A 22,906-nucleotide genomic window follows, 5' to 3' on the forward strand; every position below is an offset into this window, starting at 1 on the left:
TGAATCCTTTTCTGGGTACAGGTCTTCAGCGGGCCGGCCGGGAACGATGACACGTCCTCCGGGTCCGGTCCGGGAGTTTGCTTTCAGGAAGCCAGCGCGGCGCGTTCGTGCAGCGGACGACTGGGACGGGACAGCTGCAAGCGGTCCAGGACGTCCAGGGCGTGGCGGTGTTCGTTGAAGGTGTAGAGGTGCAGACCGGGAGCGCCGGAGTTCAGGGCGGCGGTTGCCAGGGCGACCGTCGCATCGACGCCGATCCGCTGGGCCTCCGCGTCCGAGGATGCCGTTTCCAGGGCGTGCAGCAGTCCCCGGTCCGGGGTGACCCCGCTGAGTTCGGCGAGGCGCGTCACCCTCCGCAGGCTCGTCAGGGGCATGACCCCCGGGATGATCGGGATGGTCACGCCGGCCCGGCGGGCACGGAACAGCAGATCCTCATACTGACCGGGGTGGAAGAACACCTGAGTGATCGCGAAGTCGGCGCCTGACCGCTGTTTGGCCAGCAGCACCTCGACATCGTGTGCCTCACTCGGTGACTCCGGGTGACGGGTCGGATAGGCGGCGACCCCGATCGCGACCTTCCCGGCGCACAGCAGGGCGGTGCGGCTCTGCTCGACGCGGCGGATGAGCTCCACGAGGTCCTGTGCATAGTGCAGCGAGCCCTCTGGCAGAGTCGATCCGTCCTTGGGCAGATCACCGCGCAAGGCGAGGATGCCCCGCACACCGTGATCCAGGAGTTCTGCGACGATCTCCGCCAGTTCGGCGGCCGTGTTGCCGACGCAGGTCAGGTGGGCGAGAGGCCGCAGGAGGGTCTCCTCCTGCAATCTGGCCACCAGATCCAGAGCGGTGTCGTGATTGGAACCACTGGCGCCGTAGGTCACGGACACGTAGTCCGGCGCGGTGCTTTCGAGTTCCTTGATGGTGGCCCAGAGGACTTCCTCTGCGGCTTGTGAACGCGGCGGGAACAGCTCGTAGGACAGTGCCACGGGAGCGGTGCTCGGCTGCGTCGGATGGTCGATAAGGCTGGGTGGGGACATCTGCAATCCTCGACGTGCGACGTTATGGATGGGCACGGCGGACCGGCGCGCATGCGAAAACGCCGGGATCCATCGCCGTGTGCAAATGTCAGGCCCACATGGGGGCACCCACACCCTCTCTGAGGAGGGTCGCTGACACGTTACCTCGGTAACTGATGACCTCAAGCCTAGGGGCCTAGAAAGGGTCGGGCAAACGCCGGACCGAATTAAGACGCAATCTTACGGGGACGACCCCGCCGGCTCCGAAGATCCTTCGCCTCAGAGCCGGAACGGTGTCAGGAACCCAGCAGAAGCCGTTCAGAGCGGGGGGCCAGCGTGTGCTCGAGGACCAGGCAGGCAGCCCCGATGGCGCCGACGTCCGCTCCTACCGTGCTGCTGACCACCGAAGGCACGTGAATGGCCCGCGCGTCCGCGCCATGAGCCACCAGTTCCGGGATGCGCTTGAGGTAGTACGGAGCGAGGCGGGTCCAGAAGGGTCCGCCGAAGACCACGCGGTCCAGGTCCATCACATTGGCGATCACCGAGACCGCTCGCGACAGATGCAGCGCCGAACGCTCGAGGATCGCGACGGCGGCCTCGCTGCCGTCGTCGGCCGCATCGCACAGCTGCTTGAAGCGTTCTTGCACGACGACGCTCGAGTCGCCGTCCGCCAGGGGTTCGACGAGGCCGACGGCGGCCGCCGACTCCACCAGCACACGCGGGATGACTGTCGACTTCACGCAGCCGTTCAGTCCGCAGTCGCACGGTGGACCGTCAGGGTCGACGACGATGTGCCCCATCTCGCCGGCGTTGCCGCTGGAACCCCGGAACACCTCGTCGCCGAGGACCAGGCCACAGCCGATGCCGGTGCCCATGTAGAAGACTGCGAAGTTGCCGGTCGCCGCCGTCTTGGAAACCCAGGTCTCCGCTACCGCCGCAGCCGTGACGTCCTTGTCCAGAACCACGGCGAGGCCGGTGGCCTTGGACAGCGAATCGCGCAAGTGGACACGGCTCCAGCCCTGGAGCAGAGGCGGGTTGACCACGGTGCCCGCTTCGAGGTCGATCGGCCCGGGAGCCGCGACACCCAGGCCCGCGAGTTTGTCCTGATCTATTCCGGACTCCTCCAACAGCCGCTGCACCTCGAACACGATTGAGGCCATGACCGCGGTCGGTTCGCCGGCCTCCGGCGTGTCGATCTTGGAGTCCAGGACCACCTGGCCCACCAGATCAAGGAGGGCGAAACTGATGACCGCAGGGTCGACATGGACGCCGAGGGCGTACATTCCGACGGGATTCAGTTGAAGGATGGTCCGCGGCTTGCCGGGGCCGACCCCCGTCTTGCCCGCTTCGACGATGAGTCCCTGATCCAGAAGACGTCGCGAGATATTGGAGATGGTCTGCGGCGAGAGACCCACCATTCCGGCCAGCTCAACCCTGCTCAGACCGGCCGGAGAGCGCCGGATGGTGTCGAGGATAACCGTCAGATTGAAGTCACCCATTTTGGGCAAGTTTGTTCCGCGCCGCGAGGCGGGCGTGCGGAGCTCGGTCACTCATTCTCCTTAATAACTGCAGGGCAGCTGGCCATTGCTCGTAGGCTACCAGCGTTACCAGTCTGGACACCGCAGGTTCGCTGTGTCCCCTTGCTCGTCACCTGATTGAGACGCGGGGTCTGCTGCGCGTGACCGTGAACTTGCTGTTCCGGCCCACGACTTCCGTCGGACCCAGGTGTTCCCGCAACCCACTCAGATAACCCAGATGACTGTTCCAGACCGTCCACACCTCCCCTTCCGGGGACAGAACCGGCGCCGTGGCCTTGAAGAGTTTGAGAGCCGCCCCGGCATGGACGCTGTGCCCGAGGTGGAAGGGCGGATTCAACAGGACGAGATCCACCGATCCCGGCTCCACACCTTCCAATGCGTCGGCATGCAGCACATCGACCTGCCGGCCGACGCCGTTCGCCTCCGCTGTCAGCCGGGCACTGGCGACGGCCGCAGCCGAGACATCGGTGGCCAGCACTCGGGCCTGAGGCTGGGCCCGGGCAGCCAGTGCGGTCAGGATCCCGGAGCCGCAGCCGAGATCGACGATGCTCTTCACCTGCGGCATCCTGCCGATGAAGGTGGCCAGGAAGCGGGTTCCGATATCGATCTTGGAGCCGGCGAACACCGCACCGTGCGCCACGACATCGAGGCTGAGTTCCGGGTGGTGTTCCACACGCGGCCAGAGCTCCGTTCCCGGAAGGACCTCTCTGGCGCCGCTCGCGCGCAGTACGCGGGCCTTGCCTCGAGCCAGGCTGGCCGTGACGGAAGAGAAGAACTCCCCCAGGACGTCATTCATGGAACGGCTCATGTGCTTGACCATTCCGGAGGCGAGGACTGTCACCCCCGGGTCCGCATACCGGGCGATCGCCTGAGAGATCTCAGCCAGCTCGGCGAGATTCTTGGGGAGCCTCAGCAGCACGAGCCTGGCACCCTTCAGGAGTTCTTCATCGTAAAGGTGTCCGCCGGGCTCGCCCTCAGGGAACGAACGGACGCCGGTGAGGCTCAGCCGTTCGGCATTCGTCCGCAGCGCAGTCTGCCCGGTGGCGAGATCCTGCCAGCTCCGGACTGGCGGCGGTGTCCGCGACCCGTCCGGCAAGGCCGCCAGCAAGGACAGCGTCAGGGCTCCGTACCGGTCTCCGATGACGACCAGCCCATCCCGGTCCGATGGTTCCGCGCTCAGATGATCCCGGGCATGCTCCAACAGGAGCCTGTCAGCGCCGTCGAACGCCTGCAGATTCTCCGCTTCGACGTCCGGCCACCGCCTGAGCGTCGGCAGAACCGCTTCCATATTCACAAAGTTCACTGAATTCACCACGACTCACAAACGCTCGCCGAGCAGGGCTTTCTGGAGAGCCGTGACCTCGTCGAGTGTCAGACCATGGTGCTGCAGGTAACCCGAGGACCCCCCGAAGGAGTCGTCGAGGTATCCCAGCGTCTCCCGCATGACCTCCGCAGGACTTCCCCCGGCCAGCGTGAGGACCTGTTCCGTGATGGGGAAACCCATCGACTCCATCAGAACGACGACGCCGTCGAGCCACTCCCCCGACAGATTGGCCGCGGTGCCCGAATAATCCAGGACGACGGCCTCCCGGTCGACGCCCACCGCATCCAGGAGCAGAGCGATCATGACTCCTGTCCGATCCTTGCCCGCGGTGCAATGGACAAGCGTCCCCTGTCCCAGCGCGGCGTTGTGCAGAACGCGCCGCGCGAGCTGCACGGCGACATCCCCGCCCTGGGCGAGGATCAGACGGTACAGCCCCTGAAGAGTGGGGAGCTGCCGGAGCGAGGAACCGAGCGCCCCCGCCAGGACATTGCCTCTCAGCACCTCCAGTTCGAGACCGGCCAAGGCGCTGGGAGACCTCTGCACCTCGTCGTCGTCCCGAAGATCGAGCACTGTGGCGACCTTGAGTTCACGCAGCCGCTCCCGGCCCTCATCCGTGAGGAGGTGGAGGGCATCGGATCGATAGAGAACGCCACTCAGTGTGAGGCCGCTTCCAGCCGGCAGGGCGCCGAGGTCCCTGAAGTTGTACGTCTTGGGCAGTGGAACCGCCTGTCCGATCACCGGATGCCTCCTGCAGAACTCTGTCCTCGTCACCTACGAGAGAAGGGGCCCGGCCCTTCGGTCGCGCCGTCATGAGATGAGTGCCGCCGCAGCCGGAACCCGGGGTTCGGCCACGGCGAGCACGGAAAGGGAATGCCCGGCCCCAGAAGGGGCCGGGCATTCCCAGGGACCTCAGTCCAGGTAGTCCCGCAGGACCTGGGAGCGCGAAGGATGGCGCAGCTTGGACATCGTCTTGGATTCGATCTGGCGGATACGTTCACGTGTCACGCCGTAGACCTTGCCGATTTCGTCTAAAGTCTTCGGCTGGCCGTCCGTCAGGCCGAAGCGCATCGCCACCACACCGGCCTCACGCTCGGAAAGCGTGTCGAGAACGGAGTGAAGCTGCTCCTGCAGCAAGGTGAAGCTCACGGCGTCGGCCGGGACCACGGCCTCGGAGTCCTCGATGAGGTCACCGAACTCCGAATCGCCGTCCTCACCCAAGGGGGTGTGCAGCGAAATCGGCTCGCGGCCGTACTTCTGGACCTCGACGACCTTCTCCGGCGTCATGTCCAGTTCCTTGGCCAGTTCTTCAGGCGTGGGTTCACGGCCGAGATCCTGGAGCATCTGACGCTGAACACGAGCCAGCTTGTTGATGACTTCCACCATGTGGACCGGGATACGGATGGTACGGGCCTGGTCGGCCATGGCCCGGGTGATCGCCTGACGGATCCACCACGTCGCGTAGGTGGAGAACTTGAAGCCCTTGGTGTAATCGAACTTCTCCACGGCCCTGATCAGACCGAGGTTGCCTTCCTGGATGAGATCCAGGAACAGCATGCCGCGGCCTGTGTAGCGCTTGGCCAAGGAGACCACGAGCCGGAGGTTGGCCTCAAGCAGGTGGTTCTTGGCCCGCTTGCCATCATGGATGATGAAGTCGAGTTCGCGCCGGTACTTGGGATCCATGGCATCCCCCTCGGCAGCGATCTTCTCCTCGGCGAAGAGCCCGGCTTCGATCCGCAGTGCGAGATCGACTTCCTGCTCGGCGTTCAGCAGAGCGACCTTGCCGATCTGCTTCAGGTAGTCCTTGACCGGGTCTGCGGTGGCCCCGGCAGACATGACCTGCTGCACGGGCGCGTCGTCATCATCGGCATCCGAGTATACGAAGCCACTGCCGGTCGGCGCCGGCTTCGTCTCGGCCCCTTCGGTTTCGGCTTCCGCCGCCTCGGCGAGATTCGGCTCGGCATCCTCAGAGGCCGCATCGTCCCGGGCGTCGTCGTTCAGTTCTTCGGCCTTGTTCGCGGCAGCCTTCCGCCCCCGCGTCTTGGCGCCGGCTTCGGCGCCCTTCTTCGCAGCAGCGCGCGGCGTCGCAGAGTCCTCGCCTTGTCCGGCGGCCTCGGCTTCCTTCTTGGCCTTGTTTGCGGCGCGCGTGGCAGCAGCCTTGGCGGCGCGAGCCTTCTTCTTCTCCTCGTCAGTCAACTCGGCCTGAACGGCAGTTTCCTTCGTCGTGGGAGTGGTCACAGAAACCCTTTCTAGCAGCGCCTGGGTGTCCCGGAGGGTAACACCACTATGACCCTGTCAAGTCCGCGCTGCACGAGGCAGATACTCCAGACCGGCAGAGCCTGTGAAGGACAACGCCTGTGGTCTGGCAATTGTTCCCCGCTGAGAGCACTGAAAGTGTTTCCCTGCGGCAATTGTCATCACGCGGACCCAACCGGGTCTCCGGACTAGTCTCTCATGAAATCCCCGCCTGCCGATGCAAGCGGGCACAATACGCTCTTTCTCACCCACATCAAGGTGTTCTTGACCACATTGTCCTGAACAGCGCCCTCCTCAGAACCACATCAGTCACGCCATTCCCGCCCGCTCCAGCTGCTGCTTCTCCGGGTGGCCCAGCCGCTGAGCCGCCCCGCGAGGACCAGACCGTGAAGAAGGAAAGCCAATCGGTGTCCGGGTTCGACGGCGAGCGCCCGGCCCAGCAGAACTGAGGCGTGAGTGCCTCTCCCCCGGCACCACTCGATCCAGGCCAGCGCGGTCAGTGCCGCGGCGGTGGACTCGCCGCGTCCGTGGAGAGCGGTCTCGAGACAAGCAGCGAAGCGATCCATCCGCTCCCAGTCGGGCGCTTCATCGCTGTCTCCTGTGATCACCGCACCGAACCGGTCCAGACAGTGCCCCAGTGAGTCCGGTGACGGGGCGAAGAGGGCCTGTCCGGCCCGCTGCTCCTCTCCCTCTCCGACCACCCCTGCGGCGACACTCCCCCAGAAAGCAAGCCGGGCATCGGACGCCACGGAGACCAGGACCGCGTCCCGGACCGCAGGTTCCGCCAGGCCGTCCAGTAGATCCGTGAGATCCTCGGAGGCGGCGCCACGTCCGGGTTCCTTCAGTAGCCGTTCCCAACGGGAGAGAATCCCGGCGAGCTCGTTCTCCGTGACCGGCTCCGGCACGGCCTGCAGTACCGTCCGGGGGCCCTCGCCTCTGGACGGCTTCTCGACTGGCCCTGGATGATGGGCCGACGAGTCCCAACCGTCCTCGGGGTGCTCCCGGATCACACTGCCCTTGAACACCATCTCAGCGGCCAACCGGGAGTCCCTCATCGTCTCGAGGGACTGGACTCCGGTCCGCCGCCCGCCCGCCGTCGTCCATTCTGCGCGCGCTCCGGCCTCCCCGCAGGAGGCGAAGGTCCAGCCGTCGGCACCCACTGCCCAGGCATCCACCACCGGGCGGCCCTCCTTCGCCAGCAGATCCGCCAGCACGGTGAGGAGCCCACGTGCCGCAGCCGCCACGGTGCGAGCCTGCCCACCCCCGAAGACCGCCACCAAGGTTCCGTCCGAGGAGTGATCATGCCGCAGATGTCTCAGGACCACGAGCGCATAGCGCAGCAGATCCTGTTCCGTCTGCTCCCCCGCTGGGAGATCAACTCTGAGTGTGGCGCCGAGACTGCCACCTCCCAGGGAGAGACAGACAAGTGATTCCCGGGGCCAGAAACCGAGGGCGTGCGGGATGTAGCCGAGGATGTCCTCAGGGCTCGTCGCTGTGAACAGTGCGCTGCGTTCCATGCGACAAGCCTGCGTGTCCAGGATGGCGCGGGGAGCGCGGTTCACGCCCATGTGGACAGTCCCTGGAGCCGACGCTGTGGACGGCCTCCTCGCCGGACCCTCTCCGAAGCTGCTTCAGCGACGGCCTTGACGGGATCGTTCCCATAGAACCTTGGCCAGTGGCCGCGGACTGATCCCGGCTTCCCGGCGGGCCCTGCGCCGGACGATCGCGACGGCCACCGTCCCCACCAGCAGGAAGAGGAACTGGCTCGCCAGCGCGATCCGGAAGGGGGCCAGACCGTAGAGCCGGCCCTGCGAGAAACCACTGGCGTTGAGCAGATCCAGGACCAGCCCGATCACATACATGCTCATCAGCGCAGCGACGAAACCGCCGACGTTGACGATGCCGGTGGCCGTGCCGATCCTCTCCACGGGATTCGAGGTGCGTGCGAAATCGAAGCCGATCATCGAGGCAGGGCCGCCGAGGCCCATGACCACCACCAGTACGGCCAGGAGCCACAGAGGAGCCTGGCCCGGCCAGAGCAGGACGACGGACCAGGCGACTCCGGTGAGGAAGGAGACCAGAAGAACCATCGAGGAACGGCGGACCGGATAACGGGAGACGAAGCGGCCGAAGAACGGCCCGGACACCATGGCGACCAGGACATAGAGACTCATGATCGCCGAAGCGGTCCCCTGCGTCAGGCCCTGCGCCGAGATGAGGAACGGATAACCCCAGGCGAGCGCGAACACCGTCCCCGCAAACGGTGTGGTGAAGTGACTCCAGAGACCGAGCCTCGTTCCGGGTTCCTTCCAGGACTCTGCCAGAGCCCGGGAGATCTCCTTCACCCCACCGGTGTTGTCCCGGCGCGCTCTGCCTTCCGGTGCGTCCTTCAGGAAGAGCACCACGAGAACACAGGCGAGAGCAGACAGAGCGGCGAGCGAAAGGAATGCCGGCGTCCAGGCGGTGGAGTGCAGCAGCCACGCGAAGGGGATGACGCTCACCAGCTGGCCGAGCTGCCCCACCATTCCGGTGAACTGCGTGAGCAGCGGGACCTGACGGGGCTGGAACCAGGCGGGCAGCAGCCGCAGCACGGAGATGAATGTGGCGGCATCACCGGCGCCGACCAGGACCCTGCCGAGCACCCCCGCCGCGACCGAATCGGCGGCCGCGAGCTGCGCCTGGCCGAGACACATCAGCAGGGCTCCGCCTGCCACCATCGCCCTGGGCCCGAGACGGTCGACGAGTACGCCGACGGGGATCTGGAGACCCGCATAGACGAGCAATTGCAGCACGGAGAAGGCGGAAATGGCCGCCGCACTCGCATGGAACCGTTCCGTCGCCTCAAGGCCGGCTATCCCGAAGGAAGTCCGCTGCGTCACCGCCACCAGATAGGCGAAGACACCGACACCCCACACCAGCCAGGACCGTAAAGCACGCACGTCCCCATTGTTCCGCACCGGACCGCGGAGGAGGTTCCTCCCCGCGCGTTCCGATCAGAATCGCTCAGACGAGGCCGGGGCCTGGAGGCATTCCTCCCGGTTCCTCGTGCCCGGGATGCTCGTCCTGGTTCTGCAGTTCCTGCGCCAGATAGGCCTCCACGGCGGCACCGAGTGATTCGGCACTGGGAATCTCGTCATTCTCATCGGCCAGGAGGGAGCGACGCACGGTGTTCTCGGAGTACTGGTCGTACCGCTCCTCGAGATTGTGGACCACCTGCTGGACGTCTTCGCTCGCTTCCATCTGTTCGGTGATCTGACGGGCGACGTCACGCGCGACCTCGCGGAGCCGCTCCGAGGGGAGCATGAGGCTTGCGGCCGCGCCCAGATACTCCATGCCGGCCACCGCGGCCTGCGGATACTCGGCGTCGGCGAGGTAGTGGGGAACGTGGATGACGTAGCCGGCGACGTTCCGTCCTGCGGCGATCAGCTTCAATTCCAGGACGTGCCCGATGGCTGCCGGGACCTCGACTGTCGGCTTCCAGACGGAGATGCCCTCGATCAGCTCGGGCCTGTTGCCGTGGACCGTCACCCCGACCGGCCGCGTATGCGGCACCGGCATCGGGATGGAGTGGACCCAGGTGACGAGGTTGACGTCCAGGGCCTCGACGAGGGAGACCACGGCCTTGGAGAAACGCTCCCACTGAAGGTCCGGTTCGAACCCGGAGAGCAGCAGGAACGGCGTCCCGAGAGGATCCTCCAGAAGATACAGTGCGAGCCGCGGTGGCGCATAGTCCTGCAGATGATCCTCGACGAAGGTCAGATGAGGTCTGCGGGAACGGTAGTCGAGCAGCTGGTCGGCATCGAACACCGCCACCGGCCGCACGGTGGGCAGCTCCAGCAGCTCCTGGGAGATCTGCCGGACCACATGTCCGGCGTCGGCGAACCCCGTGAATGCCATGAGCAGGTTGAGCCCCTTCAGCGACGCATCCTGCAACAGCTCCTCGTCGGCCCGGTACAGGCCGGCCGGATCGAGCAGCGCTCCGTACGTCTGGTCAAACACCATGTCCTCCACTGCATCCCGCCTCCGACGGCGGTCATCGGAATCCTTGTTCATCTCAGTTCGTGCAACACCCCGGAGGCACCGGCGCATTCCCGGAAGCCGCAGGTGGCTTGTGTGACACGGGCTACGATCATAGTTGGTGAACGGCGCCACATCAGTGCCGGCACCAGTGACCCATGGGACAAGGACGTCCACCCATTACACAAGAAGTGAGGCAGGAACTCGTGGCCAAGAGCAACGAAGTCACCCTTGAGACAGTCAGCGGCGATCTACGGAAGAAGTCGAGCGACGTCGTCGTGATCGGCGTTCGCCAGGGCAAGGAAGGACCGGAGCTGGCAGCCAACCCGTTGAGCGCCAAGTCGGCGGAGGCTCTTCAGACGAGTCTCGCCTCGCTCGGCGTCACCGGAGCCCTGGACCAGCTGCATCGCCTGCCGGGAGTGCCGGAGCTGGGCGCCGAGGTGATCGCCCTGGCGGGGCTGGGTTCGAAGAACGACGCCGAGTCCCTGCGCCGTGCCGCCGGCTCGGCGGTGCGGCAGCTGGCCGGTACGACGACGGTCACGCTCGCCCTTCCGATGGACACCATCGAGGAACTCGCCGCAGCCGCCGAAGGCGCCGCGCTGGGTGCCTATGCCTTCCACCAGCACCGGTCCTCCCGTGAAGGGCTCAAGGCGCCCGTCGCCACCGTCCGCCTGGTCACGGCCCTCTCGGGCACCGCGGGGGCTAAGCAGGCCGTGACCCGTGCCGCCGTCGTCGGCCGCCACGTCAACTTCACGCGCGACCTGGTGAACCAGCCGCCGAACGTCCTGTACCCGGAGAGCTTCGCGACCGCGGCGCGCGACGCCGCCAAGTCCTTGCCGGTCAAGGTCACGGTGTGGGATGAGAAGCGCCTGGACAAGGAGGGCTTCGGAGGCATTCTGGGAGTCGGCAAGGGGTCCGCCCGGCCACCGCGCCTGGTCAAGGTCGAGTACGCGCCTGCCAAGGCCACCGCGCACGTGGCCCTGGTGGGCAAGGGCATCACCTTCGACACCGGTGGCATCTCGCTGAAGCCGCCGGCAAGCATGGAGGAGATGAAGAGCGACATGGCGGGCGCCGCCACCGTGCTCAACGCGGCTCTGGCAGCCGCCGAGCTCTCCGTGCCGGTCAAGGTCACCGCGTGGCTCTGCATCGCGGAGAACATGCCCGGCGGCTCCGCCCAGCGCCCCTCCGATGTCATGACCATCTTCGGCGGCAAGACCGTCGAGGTGCTGAACACCGATGCCGAGGGCCGTCTGGTCATGGCCGACGGGCTCGTCGCCGCCAGCCTGGAACAGCCTGATGTGATCATCGACGTCGCGACCCTGACCGGCGCTCAGCTGATCGCCTTGGGCGACCGCACCGCGGGCATCATGGGCGACGACGCCGTGGCCCAGTCGCTCAAGTCGGCGGCAGACGCGGCCGGCGAGCTCATGTGGCCGATGCCGATCCCGGAAGAGCTGCGTCCGACCCTGGACTCCGAGGTCGCCGATCTGGCCAACATCGGCGCACGGCACGGTGGCATGATGACCGCCGCCGCGTTCCTGCGCGAATTCGTCGGGACCGACAGCACCGGGGAGAGCATCTCCTGGGCGCACATCGACATCGCCGGCCCGTCCTTCAACAACGGTTCCGCCTACGGCTACACGCCGAAGAAGGCGACCGGTTCGGCCTTGCGCACACTCCTCAGCTACATCGAGAGCATGGCCTCTTAAAGCACTGGCGCGGCCTCGGCGCGGTGGCCTGCTGTGGCGTTCTTAAAAAAATGAACGTGAGTCACAGCACAAGGCCGCCGCGCCGAAGCCCTTTAAGGTGCACCATGTACGGGGGTGACGCTAAGGTGAAAGCGAATGGCTCTGTGGCTGTTTTCTTCAGGCAGTCACAAAAGCATGACCACTGCAGAAGAACCCGACCTGCTGGCATAATCGCCGCAGGAAAAGTTCCAGGCCAGACGGTGCCAGCTCGCACCGTCTATACAACTCAGGGAGCGTTCACGTGGCCGAAACGGCAACTGCGCAAGAATTCGACGTCCTGGTCCTCGGCGGAGGCAGCGCGGGTTACTCCGCCGCCATCCGCGCTACGGAACTGGGCATGACGGTGGGCCTCGTGGAGCGCGCCAAGCTGGGCGGCACCTGCTTGCACACCGGCTGCATCCCCACCAAGGCCTACCTGCACTCGGCGGAACTGGCCGACAACGCCCGTGAAGGCGCAAAGTACGGTATCAACACCACGCTCGACTCGGTCGACCTCGGCAAGGTCCGCGACCACAAGAACGGCATCGTCGCCGGAAAGCACAAGGGCCTGACCGGTCTGCTGAAGATGAAGAAGGTCAACGTCATCGAGGGTGAGGGTAAGCTCACCGCTCCCGACACCGTCACCGTCGACGGCGTGGCCTACAAGGGCAAGAACATCATCCTGGCCACCGGATCCACGTCCAAGACCATGGGCCTGCAGATCGACGGCCGCGTCATCACCTCCACCGAGGCCCTGGAGATGAGCGAACTGCCCTCCTCCGCCATCGTGCTGGGCGGCGGCGTCATCGGCGTCGAGTTCGCCTCGATGTGGAACTCCTTCGGCGTGGACGTCACCATCGTCGAGGGCCTGCCCTCCCTCGTCCCTAATGAGGACCCTGCGATCATCAAGGTCCTCGAACGCGAGTTCAAGAAGAAGGGCATCAAGTTCAAGACCGGTGTCTTCTTCGAGAAGGTTGAGCAGGACGCCAACCAGGCCACCGTGAGCCTCGCCGACGGCAGCTCTGTCTCCGCCGACATCGTGCTGGTCGCCGTGGGCCGCGGCCCCGTGACCGAGGGCTTCGGCTTCGCCGAGCAGGGTGTGACCCTGGACCGCGGCTTCGTCATCACCAACGAGCGCTTGCACACCGGTGTCGGCAACATCTATGCCATCGGCGACATCGTCCCCGGCGTGCAGCTGGCACACCGCGGTTACCAGCAGGGCATCTTCGTGGCCGAAGAGATCGCCGGTCTCAACCCCGTGGTGGTCGAGGACGTCAACATCCCGAAGGTCACCTTCTGCGAGCCGGAGATCATGTCCGTCGGTTACTCCCAGCCGAAGGCCGAGGAGAAGTTCGGCAAGGACAACATCGAGACCCAGGAGTACAACCTGGCCGGCAACGGCAAGTCCTCCATCCTGGGCACCTCGGGCATCGTGAAGATGATCCGCGTGAAGAACGGCCCGATCGTCGGCGTGACCGGCATCGGCGGCCGCTTCGGCGAGCAGGTCGGCGAGGCCCAGCTGATCGTGAACTGGGAGGCGTTCCCGGAGGATGTCGCCACCCTGATCCACGCGCACCCGACGCAGAACGAGTCGCTGGGCGAGGCCGCACTGGCTCTGGCCGGAAAGCCGCTGCACGGCTGATGTCTTTGGGGCCGGGGCGCCTGCAGGCGCCCCGGCCCGCTTTCGGAGGGTTCCGTCCGGCGGGATCCCCCACACCGAAGAATTTCTATACAGAAGATCATGAAGGAGAACGGGGACGACATGTCTGAATCCGTTAACTTGCCCGCACTCGGCGAGAGCGTCACGGAAGGTACCGTCACCCGCTGGCTGAAGTCCGTCGGCGACCGCGTCGAGGTGGACGAGCCCTTGCTGGAAGTGTCCACCGACAAGGTCGACACCGAGATCCCGTCCCCGGTCGCCGGTGTGATCGAGCAGATCCTCGTCGCTGAGGACGAGGTCGCCGAAGTCGGCGCCCCGCTGGTCATCATCGGCGATGGCTCGGGTTCCGGCGAAGCTCCGGCTGCTCCTGCCCCCGCGGCGGAACCGGCTCCGGCTCAGGAAGCACCGGCAGCGCCCGCTGCCGAGGCCCCGGTGGCCGAGGCCGCACCGGCCAGCGAAGCCGCTCCTGCCGGCGAAGGCACCGAGGTCACCCTCCCCGCCCTGGGCGAATCGGTCACCGAGGGCACGGTCACCCGCTGGCTCAAGTCCATCGGCGACTCCGTCGAGGTCGACGAACCGCTGCTTGAGGTCTCCACCGACAAGGTCGACACCGAGATCCCCTCCCCCGTGGCCGGAACCCTTCTGGAGATTCGCGTGAACGAGGACGACACCGCTGAGGTCGGCTCCGTGCTCGCCGTCATCGGTGCCGCCGGCGCGGCTGCTCCGGCAGCAGCCCCGGCTCCGGCAGCGCCTGCCGCTGCACCGGCTCCTGCTGCCGCACCCGCCCCGGTAGCCGCACCCGCCCCGGCCGCAGCTCCGGCACCCTCCGCAGCTCCCGCTCCGGCCGCTGCCCCGGCACCCTCCGCAGCTCCGGCACCCTCCGCAGCTCCGGCACCGTCCGACGCCGAGTCCTATGTGACCCCGCTCGTCCGGAAGCTGGCCAAGGACAACGGCATCGATCTGACGTCCGTCACCGGTACCGGCGTCGGCGGCCGGATCCGCAAGCAGGACGTCCAGACCGCCATCGAAGCGAAGAAGAGCGCCGCCCCGGCAGCTGCTCCGGCTTCTGCCGCCCCGGCTGCCGCAGCCGCTCCCGCTGTCGCCGCCTCCTCGCTCCGCGGCACTACGGAGAAGGCCCCGCGCATCCGCCAGGTCATCGCCCGCCGCATGCGCGAGTCCCTGGATGTCTCGACTCAGCTGACCCAGGTCCACGAGATCGACATGACCCGCATCGTGAAGCTGCGGGGCACGGCCAAGAACAACTTCAAGGCTGTCAACGGTGTCAACCTCACCTACCTGCCCTTCATCGCCAAGGCCGTGGCCGAGGCACTGAAGGCGCACCCGAAGCTGAACGCCGAGTACAACGAAGAGACTCAGCAGATCACCTACCACAACGCCGAGCACCTGGCCTTCGCGGTCGACACCGACAAGGGCCTGCTGGTTCCGGTCGTGTCCAACGCCGGAGACCTCAACCTCGCGGGGCTGGCAGGCAAGATCGCCGACGTCGCCAACCGCACCCGCACCGGCAAGATCGGTCCGGACGAGCTGTCCGGCGGCACCTTCTCGATCACGAACATCGGTTCGGTCGGCGCCCTCTTCGACACTCCGATCATCAACCAGCCCCAGGTCGCCATTCTCGGAACCGGCGCGATCGTCAAGCGTCCGATGGTCGTCACGGACGCCGATGGCAACGATTCGATCGCCATCCGCCACATGATGTACCTGTGCCTGACCTACGATCACCGCCTGGTGGACGGCGCCGATGCCGGCCGCTTCCTCCAGACGGTCAAGGCCCGCCTCGAAGGCGGCGCGTTCGAGGGCGATCTCGGACTCTAGTCACATCACGCGACGGCGGCCACACCCTCGGGTGTGGCCGCCGTTTTTCTACGCCCAGTAGAATTTCCTGACAGAGTGTCGCTAAACTGGAGCCATGGGAATTCTCTTCAGCATCCTGGTCTTCTTGCACATCGTCGGCGCCGCGATGATCGTCGGCTACTGGATCGCCACGATGAAAGAACCGACTGTTCATCCGCGCCAGCGTGACGGCGCTTTCCTCCAGCTGCTGACCGGCATCGCGATGATGGGTCTGATCCCCTTCATGCCGGACTTCCACGCCAACTACTTCAAGCTGGGCATCAAGTTCGCGATCGGCGTCGCCGTGGCGGTCCTGGCTGTCATCGGCTCCCGCAAGGTCAAGAAGGGCGAACCGGTCTCGACCGGCCTGGCGCACGGCGTCGGCGGACTGGCCTTGATCAACATCGCACTCGCCACGCTCTGGAACTGAGTTCCGGACCTTCACCCGCTGAACCGAAGGGGCGGTGCGCACGGATTCCGTGCGCACCGCCCCTTCGGCGTTTTGTCCGCTCAGCCCTGGGCGATACAGAACTCGTTGCCCTCAGGGTCTTTCAACACCGTCCAGGCGAAATCTCCGATCGTGTGCTGTTCGAACTCCTCGGCACCCAGCCCGACGGCTCGCGAGAGGAGCTCCGTGGGGTCCTCCGCGTGCAGATCAAGGTGTATCCGTCGAGGACCTTCGCTCGGCAGCTCCACCCTCTGGAAGGCCAGCTTCGGGCCACCGGGCGAAACCGCACTCAACCAGACGAATTCACCCTCGTACGAGGACATCACGCTCAGCCCCAGCAGCTCGGCCCAGAAACGGGAGAGCTTCTCCGGGTCCACGGTGTTGACCACGATCGAGGCGACGGTCCCGCGCGCCGTCGCGCGCATCTCTTCACTCATGGCAGCAGTCTTCGCTCATGGCAGCAGTCTAGGGCCGTCCCGGGGCGCCCGGGAAGCACCCTCCACGGCTCGCCGATCCGGCCCTTTCCGTCACATTCCGGGCCTCGGGACGACGGGTGTCACCGGGGAAAGGAACACCCTAGGATGGTTATCAAGGGCCGCTCTGCACACGAGCCGGCCGATCCCCAACACATTCCAAGGAGCAACTCATGGCAGTGACCCGTAGCGCCTCCACCGTCTGGACCGGCAACCTCTTCGAAGGCCAGGGCGAGACCACCTTCGAAAGCTCCTCCCTGGGCACGCATCCCGTCACCTGGAAGGCCCGTTCCGAGGCTGCGGAGGGCAAGACGAGCCCCGAAGAACTGATCGCGGCAGCCCACTCGGCCTGCTTCTCCATGGCCTTCAGCAACGAGCTGGCCGAGGCCGGCTTCACGGCCACCGAGATCCGTACCAAGTCCGAGGTCGGCTTCCAGCCGGGCGTCGGCATCACCGGCAGCAAGCTGACCCTCGTCGCCACCATCCCCGGCATCTCCGAGGAGGATTTCCAGCGCATCGCGAACGCCGCCAAGGTCGGCTGCCCCGTCTCCGCAGCCCTGTCCGGCATCGAGATCACCCTGGACGCCACGCTCAACGCCTGAGCAGACTGAGCATTTGCCGTAGACGACGGAGGGGAGAAGACCACTGGTCTTCTCCCCTCCGTCGTCCGCCGTCAGCAGCTCGCGATATCAGTCACGGCGCGGCGGCAGCGGGGCGGGTACGACGCGCGGGAGCTTGTCCCGGGACGGTGCGACCTTGGTCGGGATCTCCTGGAGCATCTCCTTCAGCACTCCGATGCCATGCTCGAGCTGAGGATCGGTCCCCGCCTTGTGCGCATGCGGCGGGAACAGGATCTCGATGTCCGGATCCACACCGTAGTTCTCCACACCCCAGCCTGTTCCGCCTTCGAAGAAGTGGGCGTAGCGCGGCTGAGAGACCGGCGTGCCGTCCACGAGGTCGAATTTCATGTCGATCCCGATGACGCCGCCCCAGGTCCGGGTGCCGATCACCGGCCCGATCCCCCGCATCTTCACCACCTGGGTGATGATGTCGCCGTCGGAACCCGCGAACTCGTCCGTGATGACCACGACAGGCCCGCGAACCGCCTGGTACGGGTACGTCGTCGGGTATTCACCCCGGGAGACGGTCCAGGCATCCACGGTCCTGCCGATCAGCTCGGCCACCAATTGCGAAGTGTGCCCGCCCCGATTGCGGCGGACATCGATCACCAACGCGTCCTTCGCCGCTTCCGTCTCCAGATCGCGGTGCAGTTGCGCCCAGCCGTGCGCCTGCATGTCCGGGATGTGCAGGTAGCCGAACCGCCCCCCGGACGCCTCGGCGACCACACGCCGCTTCGTCTGGACCCAGTCCTGATAACGAAGCCGCTCTTCGCTGCCGAGCGGCACGACGGCGGTGCGGCGCACGGTTCCGTCCTCGGCGCGGACGGTGAGTTCCACAGCCTTCCCCGCCGATCCCCTCAGCAACTCCGCGGGTGTGCGGGCCTCGGGCCCGCCGACCGGCTGGCCGTCGACGGCCAGCAGCGTATCGCCGGCCCGTACCGCGACTCCCGGCCGACGCAGCGGTGACAAGGCCTGCGGATCGGAGCTGTCACCCAGGAGCAGCCGGGACACCGACCACTCTCCCCCGCGCTCCGCGAGTTCTGCTCCGAGGAATCCCTGCTTGCCGGCTCCGGCTTCGCTGGGCTCCGGAGGCCTGACATAGGCGTGGGAGGTCCCCAGCTCGCCGTGCAGCTCCCAGAGGAGGTCGACAAGATCGTCGAATGACCCCACGCGGTCCAGCACCGGCTGATACCGCTCGTGGATCTCCTCCCAGTCCAGGCCGCCCATGGTCTCGTCCCAGAAGAAGTCCCGTTGCAGCCTCCACGCCTCACGGAACTGCTGACGCCATACCTTGCGCGGTTCCAATGTCACCCGGATCCGGGAGAGATCCACGTCCTTCGGATCCGCCCCGTCCTGCGAGGTCGGTACGGTGCGCAGCTTGCCCTGGGAACGGAGTGCGGCCTGTTTGCCGTCTCCGGAGAGCCGATAGGACGCGACGTCCTCGGCCAGGACTTTGCTCTCGCCGCCCGCCAGATCCAGCCGGACCAGCTTCGCCGTCGGCGGTTCGTCATCACTGCGCGCGCGGCCGTCGCCGAGCACGCCTTCGGTGGGAACATCCAGGTAGAGCAGTGCACCCGGCACCGCGCGCAGCTGTTCGTAGTTCCCCTGCCCGACGGGCAATGCGACGATGCGCTCGCTCAGCCCATCGGCGTCGAGGACGACGACGGCGGGTTCCGTGTCCTTCTCCGAGCGCCCGGCACCGCCCTGCGGCGCGGCCTCCACGACCGCGGGACCGAAGGGCGCGGCTTCCGTCGCCGAAAGCGTCACCAGGTACGGACGGATCGTATGAGGGAAGGCCAGGTCGAAGCGCTGTTCGTCGTAGACGGGGTCAAGGCTCCTGCCGGAGAGGAAGGCGAGGAACTTGCCGTCCGTGCTGAAACTCGGCGAGCTGTCGATGAAACGCCCATCGGTGACGTCGATGATGTCGCTCCCCGCCGGACGCGCACGGAGCCGGATCAGCTTCCGCTCGGAATGCCCGTCCACGGCCTGCGCCCAGGCGAAATGGCTGGAGTCCGGGGCCCAGGCGAGGTGTTCGATGGACCCGGATCCGGCGGACACGACCGTTTCCGAGGTTCCGCCGGCGCTGTCGACAAGCAGGAGATCACCGAAGGCGGTGCCGAGAAGCAACCACTGCCCGTCGGGGCTGGCCTCCACGGCCACGACCCGGGACGGCAGAGTCAGCTCGTGGACCGCGGGCTCATCGCGTGCAGCAGCAGTGTCATCCGCCCCAGGCCCTTCCCCGGCTTCCGCCTCGATGCCGTTCTCGGAAGCGCCGGGGTCCTGGTCATTCGCGGGGTCCTGGTCCTCCGGTGCGGTGCCCCGCGCGGGGACCGGACGAGGAAGCTCGGGGTGCCCGTCCTGGTGGGCGTTTGCGGCTTCGCCCTCCACCGTGGCGGCGGGTTCCGGACGGGTCGGTTCTCCGTCAGCCAGCAGCGAGGCGATCCGGAGGACTTCCTCCCCGCTGCGGTCGTGCAGATAGGCAAGCCTGCCATCGGCCAGGAAGCGCGGCAGACGCGCACGAACCCCCGATTCGCTCTCAAGGGCCCGGGCCGGGCCGTCCTGGTGGCGGAGCCAGTGCAGTGCGCCCTGGCTGATGACGAGACTGGCATCGCCCGAGTGATCAGGCTGCGCCTCACGAAGCTGCTTCGCGGCATCCAGAGCCTTGGGCTGCGCACCGGTGGAACCGAGCTCGATCTCAAGCTTGCGGGGCTGATCCTGGCCTTCCTCGAGCAGGAAGAGCTCACCGGCCGATTCGAAGACGATGCGGCGCCCATCGGTGGAGGCATGACGGGCGTAGAAGGACTCATGGTCCGTGTGGCGGCGCAATCCGCTGCCGTCGGGCGCGATCGAATAGATGTTTCCGTAACCCTCGTGGTCCGAGAGGAAATGGATCCGGCCATCCAACCAGAGCGGATCGGTCAGATTGCCGTTGAGTTCGGCTGCGAGCCGGACGAATTCACCGTTGCCGTCACGATCGATCCAGAGCTTGCCTCCGGTGCCGCCACGGTAGCGCTTCCACCAGGCCGGCTCCCTCGACAGGAGGGTGCCCAAGACCACGGGCTTCTCGTCTCCGAGTTCCGGACCGTAGCTCACTGCTTCCAGCGGACCATAACCCAACGGCTCCGACGCTCCGCCTGCGAGAGGTACGGCGTAGCCGTGGGCGAGCCGGGAATCCCCCTGCTCGAAGGAACTGGTCACCAGGACGCGACCATCGGGCAGGAAGCCCTTGTTGCGGGTGGAGGCATGTCCGAAGAAGGTCAGCTGGCGGAATCCGGAACCGTCCACACCCGCCGTGACGACCTCGGGCGCGGCTCCTCGCGTCACTGTCCAGACCAGCTGACGGCCGTCCGCCGTGAACCGCGGATTTCGTGCCGGCAGGTTCAGCGAGGACACCCGCCAGGCCCGTCCCCCGGTGAGGGGAGCCAGCCAGACGTCGTCCTCCGCGACGAAAGTGACCAGATCTTCATGGACATGGGGATACCTCAGATAGCCACGCTGTGTCATAGTCACGATCCTAACCACGCCTCAGCCGAGGATCACGGAGAACCGCTCGGCATCGTCGAGACCTCCTGGATCCTCCACCGCCCTTCCACCAGCGTCAGCGCCAGCAGCACCTCCTCCACACGGCTCCCCCGCGCCCAGGCCGGGACCCCACGGCCGTTTCCGGGCCGGTCCGCCACAATGCTGAATCCAGGGGTGGTCAGTGTCGCCCGGACCTCCGCAAGGGCGGAGCCACCGCGCCTCAACAGCTTCGTGCTCGATGCAGTCGGCCGGTAGCCCGCATAGTGCCGTCCCTGCGTGCGAAGGGCACGGAGCAACACCCTGTCCCGATCCATCGCCCGGCCCGGGACGTACACCGAGCTCAGGCGGCTCTCGTCCCGGTCCTGGAGCATCCGGGCACGCGACTCGACCAGTTCGGGAACCGCCGCCACAGGATCCGGAACGGCCTGAGGACTCGTCTGCGACGGTGGCGTCGTCGTCGAGGCTGATCGACCGTTGTGAACGGCGGACAACCCGGTCAGCAGGGCTACGCTTGCCGCCGTGACCGCGGCTCCGATACCCGGCCTACGACGACGGCGGGCCGCCCGGCGGCCGCCCGCTCGGCGAGAGTGCGCTCGCGGTCTTTTCAGTGCCCGGAGCAGACCCGTCAGCCGCGCGGCGACGCCTCCCGGCGGCTCCGGCAGCACGGTCGTGACCAGTTCCGGTCCCATGCCGGGGTGCGCACCCGCCGCGATCCGCACCGGAAGAGCACGGCAGGCCCGCTGCACCGCCCTTGCGAAGGCCTCCGCCGTCACCCGCTCGTCCGGTTCCTCCTGTAGGCCCGCTTCCACCGCCAGAGCCAGGCCCCGGGGCACCTCAGGCCTGATGACCGGCAGCGGCGGCCGATAGGCGGACGGGCCTGGCGCCTCGCCCGTCAGGCACCACCAGGCGACGGCTGCCAAGGAATAGACGTCGGCGGCCGCACGACCGGCGTCGCCCCTCCGTGCGCGCCGGCCCGTATCGACGAACGGCGCGGTTCCCAGGAGCGGGCCTCTTTCCTCCTCGCCGCGGATCCGTGCCAGTCCGAAGTCGGACAGTAGAGGCTTTCCTTCCGCGCTGAACAGGATGTTGCCTGGCGCCACATCGCCGTGGACGAGCCCACGGGCGTGCAGATATGCCAGTGCCCTGGCGATCGGAACGATCACGGTGACCGTCTCCTCCGGGGTGATGCGCCCCCGGGCCGCGACCAGGCTCGCGACCGTTCCACCGGGAGCGAAGTCCATCAGCAGCCCTTCGCCGGTTTTCAGTGCACCGTCACCAGCACTGCGGACGAGGGTCACGACTCGATGGACGGCGAGCAGATGCTCGTGTGAGATTCCGTTCTGTCTCCACCTTTCCGCACGAAGCGACTCCGGCCTTCCACCGTCTCCGGCGGACCGCGGCGTCTTCAGCGCGCTCCGGGTGCCATCGGAGCCCTCCAGAAGCCAGACCTCGGACGTTCCTCCGGAACCCAGCAGGCCCCGCGTCCGGTACCCCTCCACCCGCGGCACGTCTTCGCCGTCGTCCGCGGACTGCTTCCTGAGATGTGCACTCATCCTCGCCCTTTCGATGCGCCCCGTCTCGTCCAGTAGTACGCCGTTCCGACACATCGTGCAGAAGTTATCCACAGGGAGGCGTGGACCTGCACGGTAACAATGCCGGGGTCAATGAGAGCTTCGCCACATCGGCCTCCCGGCGGGCACGACAGGTCTAAGCTGATACGCATGACTTTGGAGTTCTCGACCCTGGGCCTCGCCCCGGACCACGTCGACTACCTTCAGGCCTGGGAGGTGCAGCGGCAGCTGCACTCGGAAGTCCTGGAAGGTTCCCGTCCAAGCACCGTGCTGCTGTTGGAGCACGCCGCCGTCTATACCGCGGGCAAACGCACCGAAGAGCATGAGCGGCCGTTCGACGGCACGCCGGTGGTCCCGGTCGACCGAGGCGGCAAACTCACCTGGCACGGACCCGGCCAGCTGGTGGCGTATCCGATCATCAAGCTGAAGAACCCCGCCGGAATCCGCGAATACGTGCACCGTCTGGAGGACGTCATCATCGCGGTGCTGGCCGATTACGGCATCACCGCGACGCGCGTGGATGGCAGGGCCGGAGTCTGGATCACCGCCGACGCAAAGGGGCCGGACCGGAAGATCGCCGCCATCGGCATCCGCGTCCACGAGGGTGTGACGATGCATGGGATCGCCATCAACTGCAACAACGACCTCGCCCCCTACGCGCAGATCATCGCCTGCGGCATCCAGGATGCAGGGACGACCACCATCGCTCTGGAAACCGGCCGGAACATCTCGCCGGCGGATCTTGTTGAGCGGGTGACGGAAGAATTCCGCAAGCACGAGGACGAGCTCGTCGCCGTTGAAGAAGGAGTAGTTCTGTGACTCTTGCCCCTGAAGGCCGTAAGCTCCTGCGCATCGAGCAACGCAACGCCGCGACCCCCGTGGAACGCAA

Annotated in this window: 17 protein-coding genes; 6 read left to right on the top strand and 11 right to left on the bottom strand. The window is 66.6% G+C overall.

The features are described from left to right. Positions 1 to 83: 83 nt before the first annotated feature. The 8 genes from ACIPXZ_RS10135 to ACIPXZ_RS10170 all read right to left on the bottom strand — a co-directional run bounded on the left by ACIPXZ_RS10135 (position 84) and on the right by ACIPXZ_RS10170 (position 10,127). Positions 84 to 1,031 (bottom strand): methylenetetrahydrofolate reductase, encoded by a 948-nt coding sequence (locus ACIPXZ_RS10135; protein ID WP_400593277.1) that lies wholly within the window; start codon positions 1,029 to 1,031, stop codon positions 84 to 86. A gap of 275 nt (positions 1,032 to 1,306) precedes the next feature. Beyond that, a complete protein-coding gene (locus tag ACIPXZ_RS10140) occupies positions 1,307 to 2,509 on the bottom strand; it encodes an ROK family transcriptional regulator (RefSeq protein WP_400593280.1) in 1,203 nt (400 codons plus the stop codon). A 148-nt stretch (positions 2,510 to 2,657) separates the two neighbouring features. Further along, on the bottom strand, positions 2,658 to 3,851 hold the full coding sequence (locus tag ACIPXZ_RS10145; protein ID WP_400593283.1) for a class I SAM-dependent methyltransferase: 1,194 nt from the start codon (positions 3,849 to 3,851) through the stop codon (positions 2,658 to 2,660). A 15-nt stretch (positions 3,852 to 3,866) separates the two neighbouring features. Continuing rightward, positions 3,867 to 4,610, bottom strand: a complete 744-nt coding sequence (locus tag ACIPXZ_RS10150; protein ID WP_400593286.1) for a tyrosine-protein phosphatase — start codon at positions 4,608 to 4,610, stop codon at positions 3,867 to 3,869. Between the two features lie 171 nt (positions 4,611 to 4,781). Then, on the bottom strand, positions 4,782 to 6,107 hold the full coding sequence (locus tag ACIPXZ_RS10155; protein ID WP_400593289.1) for an RNA polymerase sigma factor: 1,326 nt from the start codon (positions 6,105 to 6,107) through the stop codon (positions 4,782 to 4,784). A gap of 323 nt (positions 6,108 to 6,430) precedes the next feature. Continuing rightward, entirely contained in the window at positions 6,431 to 7,642 is a 1,212-nt protein-coding gene (locus ACIPXZ_RS10160; protein WP_400593291.1) for a DUF4192 family protein, read from the bottom strand. 114 nt (positions 7,643 to 7,756) lie between these two features. Further along, positions 7,757 to 9,064 (bottom strand): nitrate/nitrite transporter, encoded by a 1,308-nt coding sequence (locus tag ACIPXZ_RS10165; RefSeq protein ID WP_400593294.1) that lies wholly within the window; start codon positions 9,062 to 9,064, stop codon positions 7,757 to 7,759. A gap of 64 nt (positions 9,065 to 9,128) precedes the next feature. Beyond that, positions 9,129 to 10,127 (bottom strand): proteasome assembly chaperone family protein, encoded by a 999-nt coding sequence (locus tag ACIPXZ_RS10170; RefSeq protein ID WP_400593297.1) that lies wholly within the window; start codon positions 10,125 to 10,127, stop codon positions 9,129 to 9,131. A gap of 221 nt (positions 10,128 to 10,348) precedes the next feature. Here ACIPXZ_RS10170 and ACIPXZ_RS10175 point away from each other — a divergent pair, with 221 nt between their 5' ends. The 4 genes from ACIPXZ_RS10175 (at position 10,349) to ACIPXZ_RS10190 (ending at position 15,813) form a co-directional block, all read left to right on the top strand. Next, positions 10,349 to 11,851, top strand: a complete 1,503-nt coding sequence (locus ACIPXZ_RS10175; protein ID WP_400593300.1) for a leucyl aminopeptidase — start codon at positions 10,349 to 10,351, stop codon at positions 11,849 to 11,851. A 280-nt stretch (positions 11,852 to 12,131) separates the two neighbouring features. After that, positions 12,132 to 13,511, top strand: coding sequence for a dihydrolipoyl dehydrogenase (gene lpdA, locus ACIPXZ_RS10180; RefSeq protein ID WP_400593302.1), 1,380 nt, complete (start codon positions 12,132 to 12,134; stop codon positions 13,509 to 13,511). Between the two features lie 120 nt (positions 13,512 to 13,631). Next, positions 13,632 to 15,365, top strand: coding sequence for a 2-oxoglutarate dehydrogenase, E2 component, dihydrolipoamide succinyltransferase (gene sucB, locus ACIPXZ_RS10185; protein WP_400593305.1), 1,734 nt, complete (start codon positions 13,632 to 13,634; stop codon positions 15,363 to 15,365). Positions 15,366 to 15,459: 94 nt separating this feature from the next. After that, positions 15,460 to 15,813 (top strand): hypothetical protein, encoded by a 354-nt coding sequence (locus tag ACIPXZ_RS10190; RefSeq protein WP_400593308.1) that lies wholly within the window; start codon positions 15,460 to 15,462, stop codon positions 15,811 to 15,813. A gap of 80 nt (positions 15,814 to 15,893) precedes the next feature. On the opposite strand, the gene ACIPXZ_RS10195 is transcribed toward ACIPXZ_RS10190, so the two are convergent. Further along, positions 15,894 to 16,268: a VOC family protein gene (locus ACIPXZ_RS10195; protein ID WP_400593310.1), complete on the bottom strand. Its 375-nt coding sequence runs from the start codon at positions 16,266 to 16,268 to the stop codon at positions 15,894 to 15,896. Positions 16,269 to 16,477: 209 nt separating this feature from the next. Here ACIPXZ_RS10195 and ACIPXZ_RS10200 point away from each other — a divergent pair, with 209 nt between their 5' ends. Beyond that, positions 16,478 to 16,906, top strand: a complete 429-nt coding sequence (locus ACIPXZ_RS10200) for an OsmC family peroxiredoxin (RefSeq protein ID WP_400593313.1) — start codon at positions 16,478 to 16,480, stop codon at positions 16,904 to 16,906. An 87-nt stretch (positions 16,907 to 16,993) separates the two neighbouring features. On the opposite strand, the gene ACIPXZ_RS10205 is transcribed toward ACIPXZ_RS10200, so the two are convergent. Further along, the gene (locus ACIPXZ_RS10205) at positions 16,994 to 20,428 is read right to left on the bottom strand and encodes a S41 family peptidase (RefSeq protein WP_400593316.1); all 3,435 of its coding nucleotides are present in this window, start codon (positions 20,426 to 20,428) and stop codon (positions 16,994 to 16,996) included. A gap of 32 nt (positions 20,429 to 20,460) precedes the next feature. Beyond that, the gene (locus tag ACIPXZ_RS10210) at positions 20,461 to 21,999 is read right to left on the bottom strand and encodes a serine/threonine-protein kinase (RefSeq protein WP_400593319.1); all 1,539 of its coding nucleotides are present in this window, start codon (positions 21,997 to 21,999) and stop codon (positions 20,461 to 20,463) included. A 168-nt stretch (positions 22,000 to 22,167) separates the two neighbouring features. On the opposite strand from ACIPXZ_RS10210, the gene lipB reads away from it, so the two are divergent. Beyond that, the gene (gene lipB / locus ACIPXZ_RS10215; protein ID WP_400593322.1) at positions 22,168 to 22,836 is read left to right on the top strand and encodes a lipoyl(octanoyl) transferase LipB; all 669 of its coding nucleotides are present in this window, start codon (positions 22,168 to 22,170) and stop codon (positions 22,834 to 22,836) included. Positions 22,837 to 22,906: the final 70 nt, after the last annotated feature.

The organism is Arthrobacter sp. NPDC090010, assembly GCF_044748305.1.
Classification (GTDB): domain Bacteria; phylum Actinomycetota; class Actinomycetes; order Actinomycetales; family Micrococcaceae; genus Arthrobacter_E.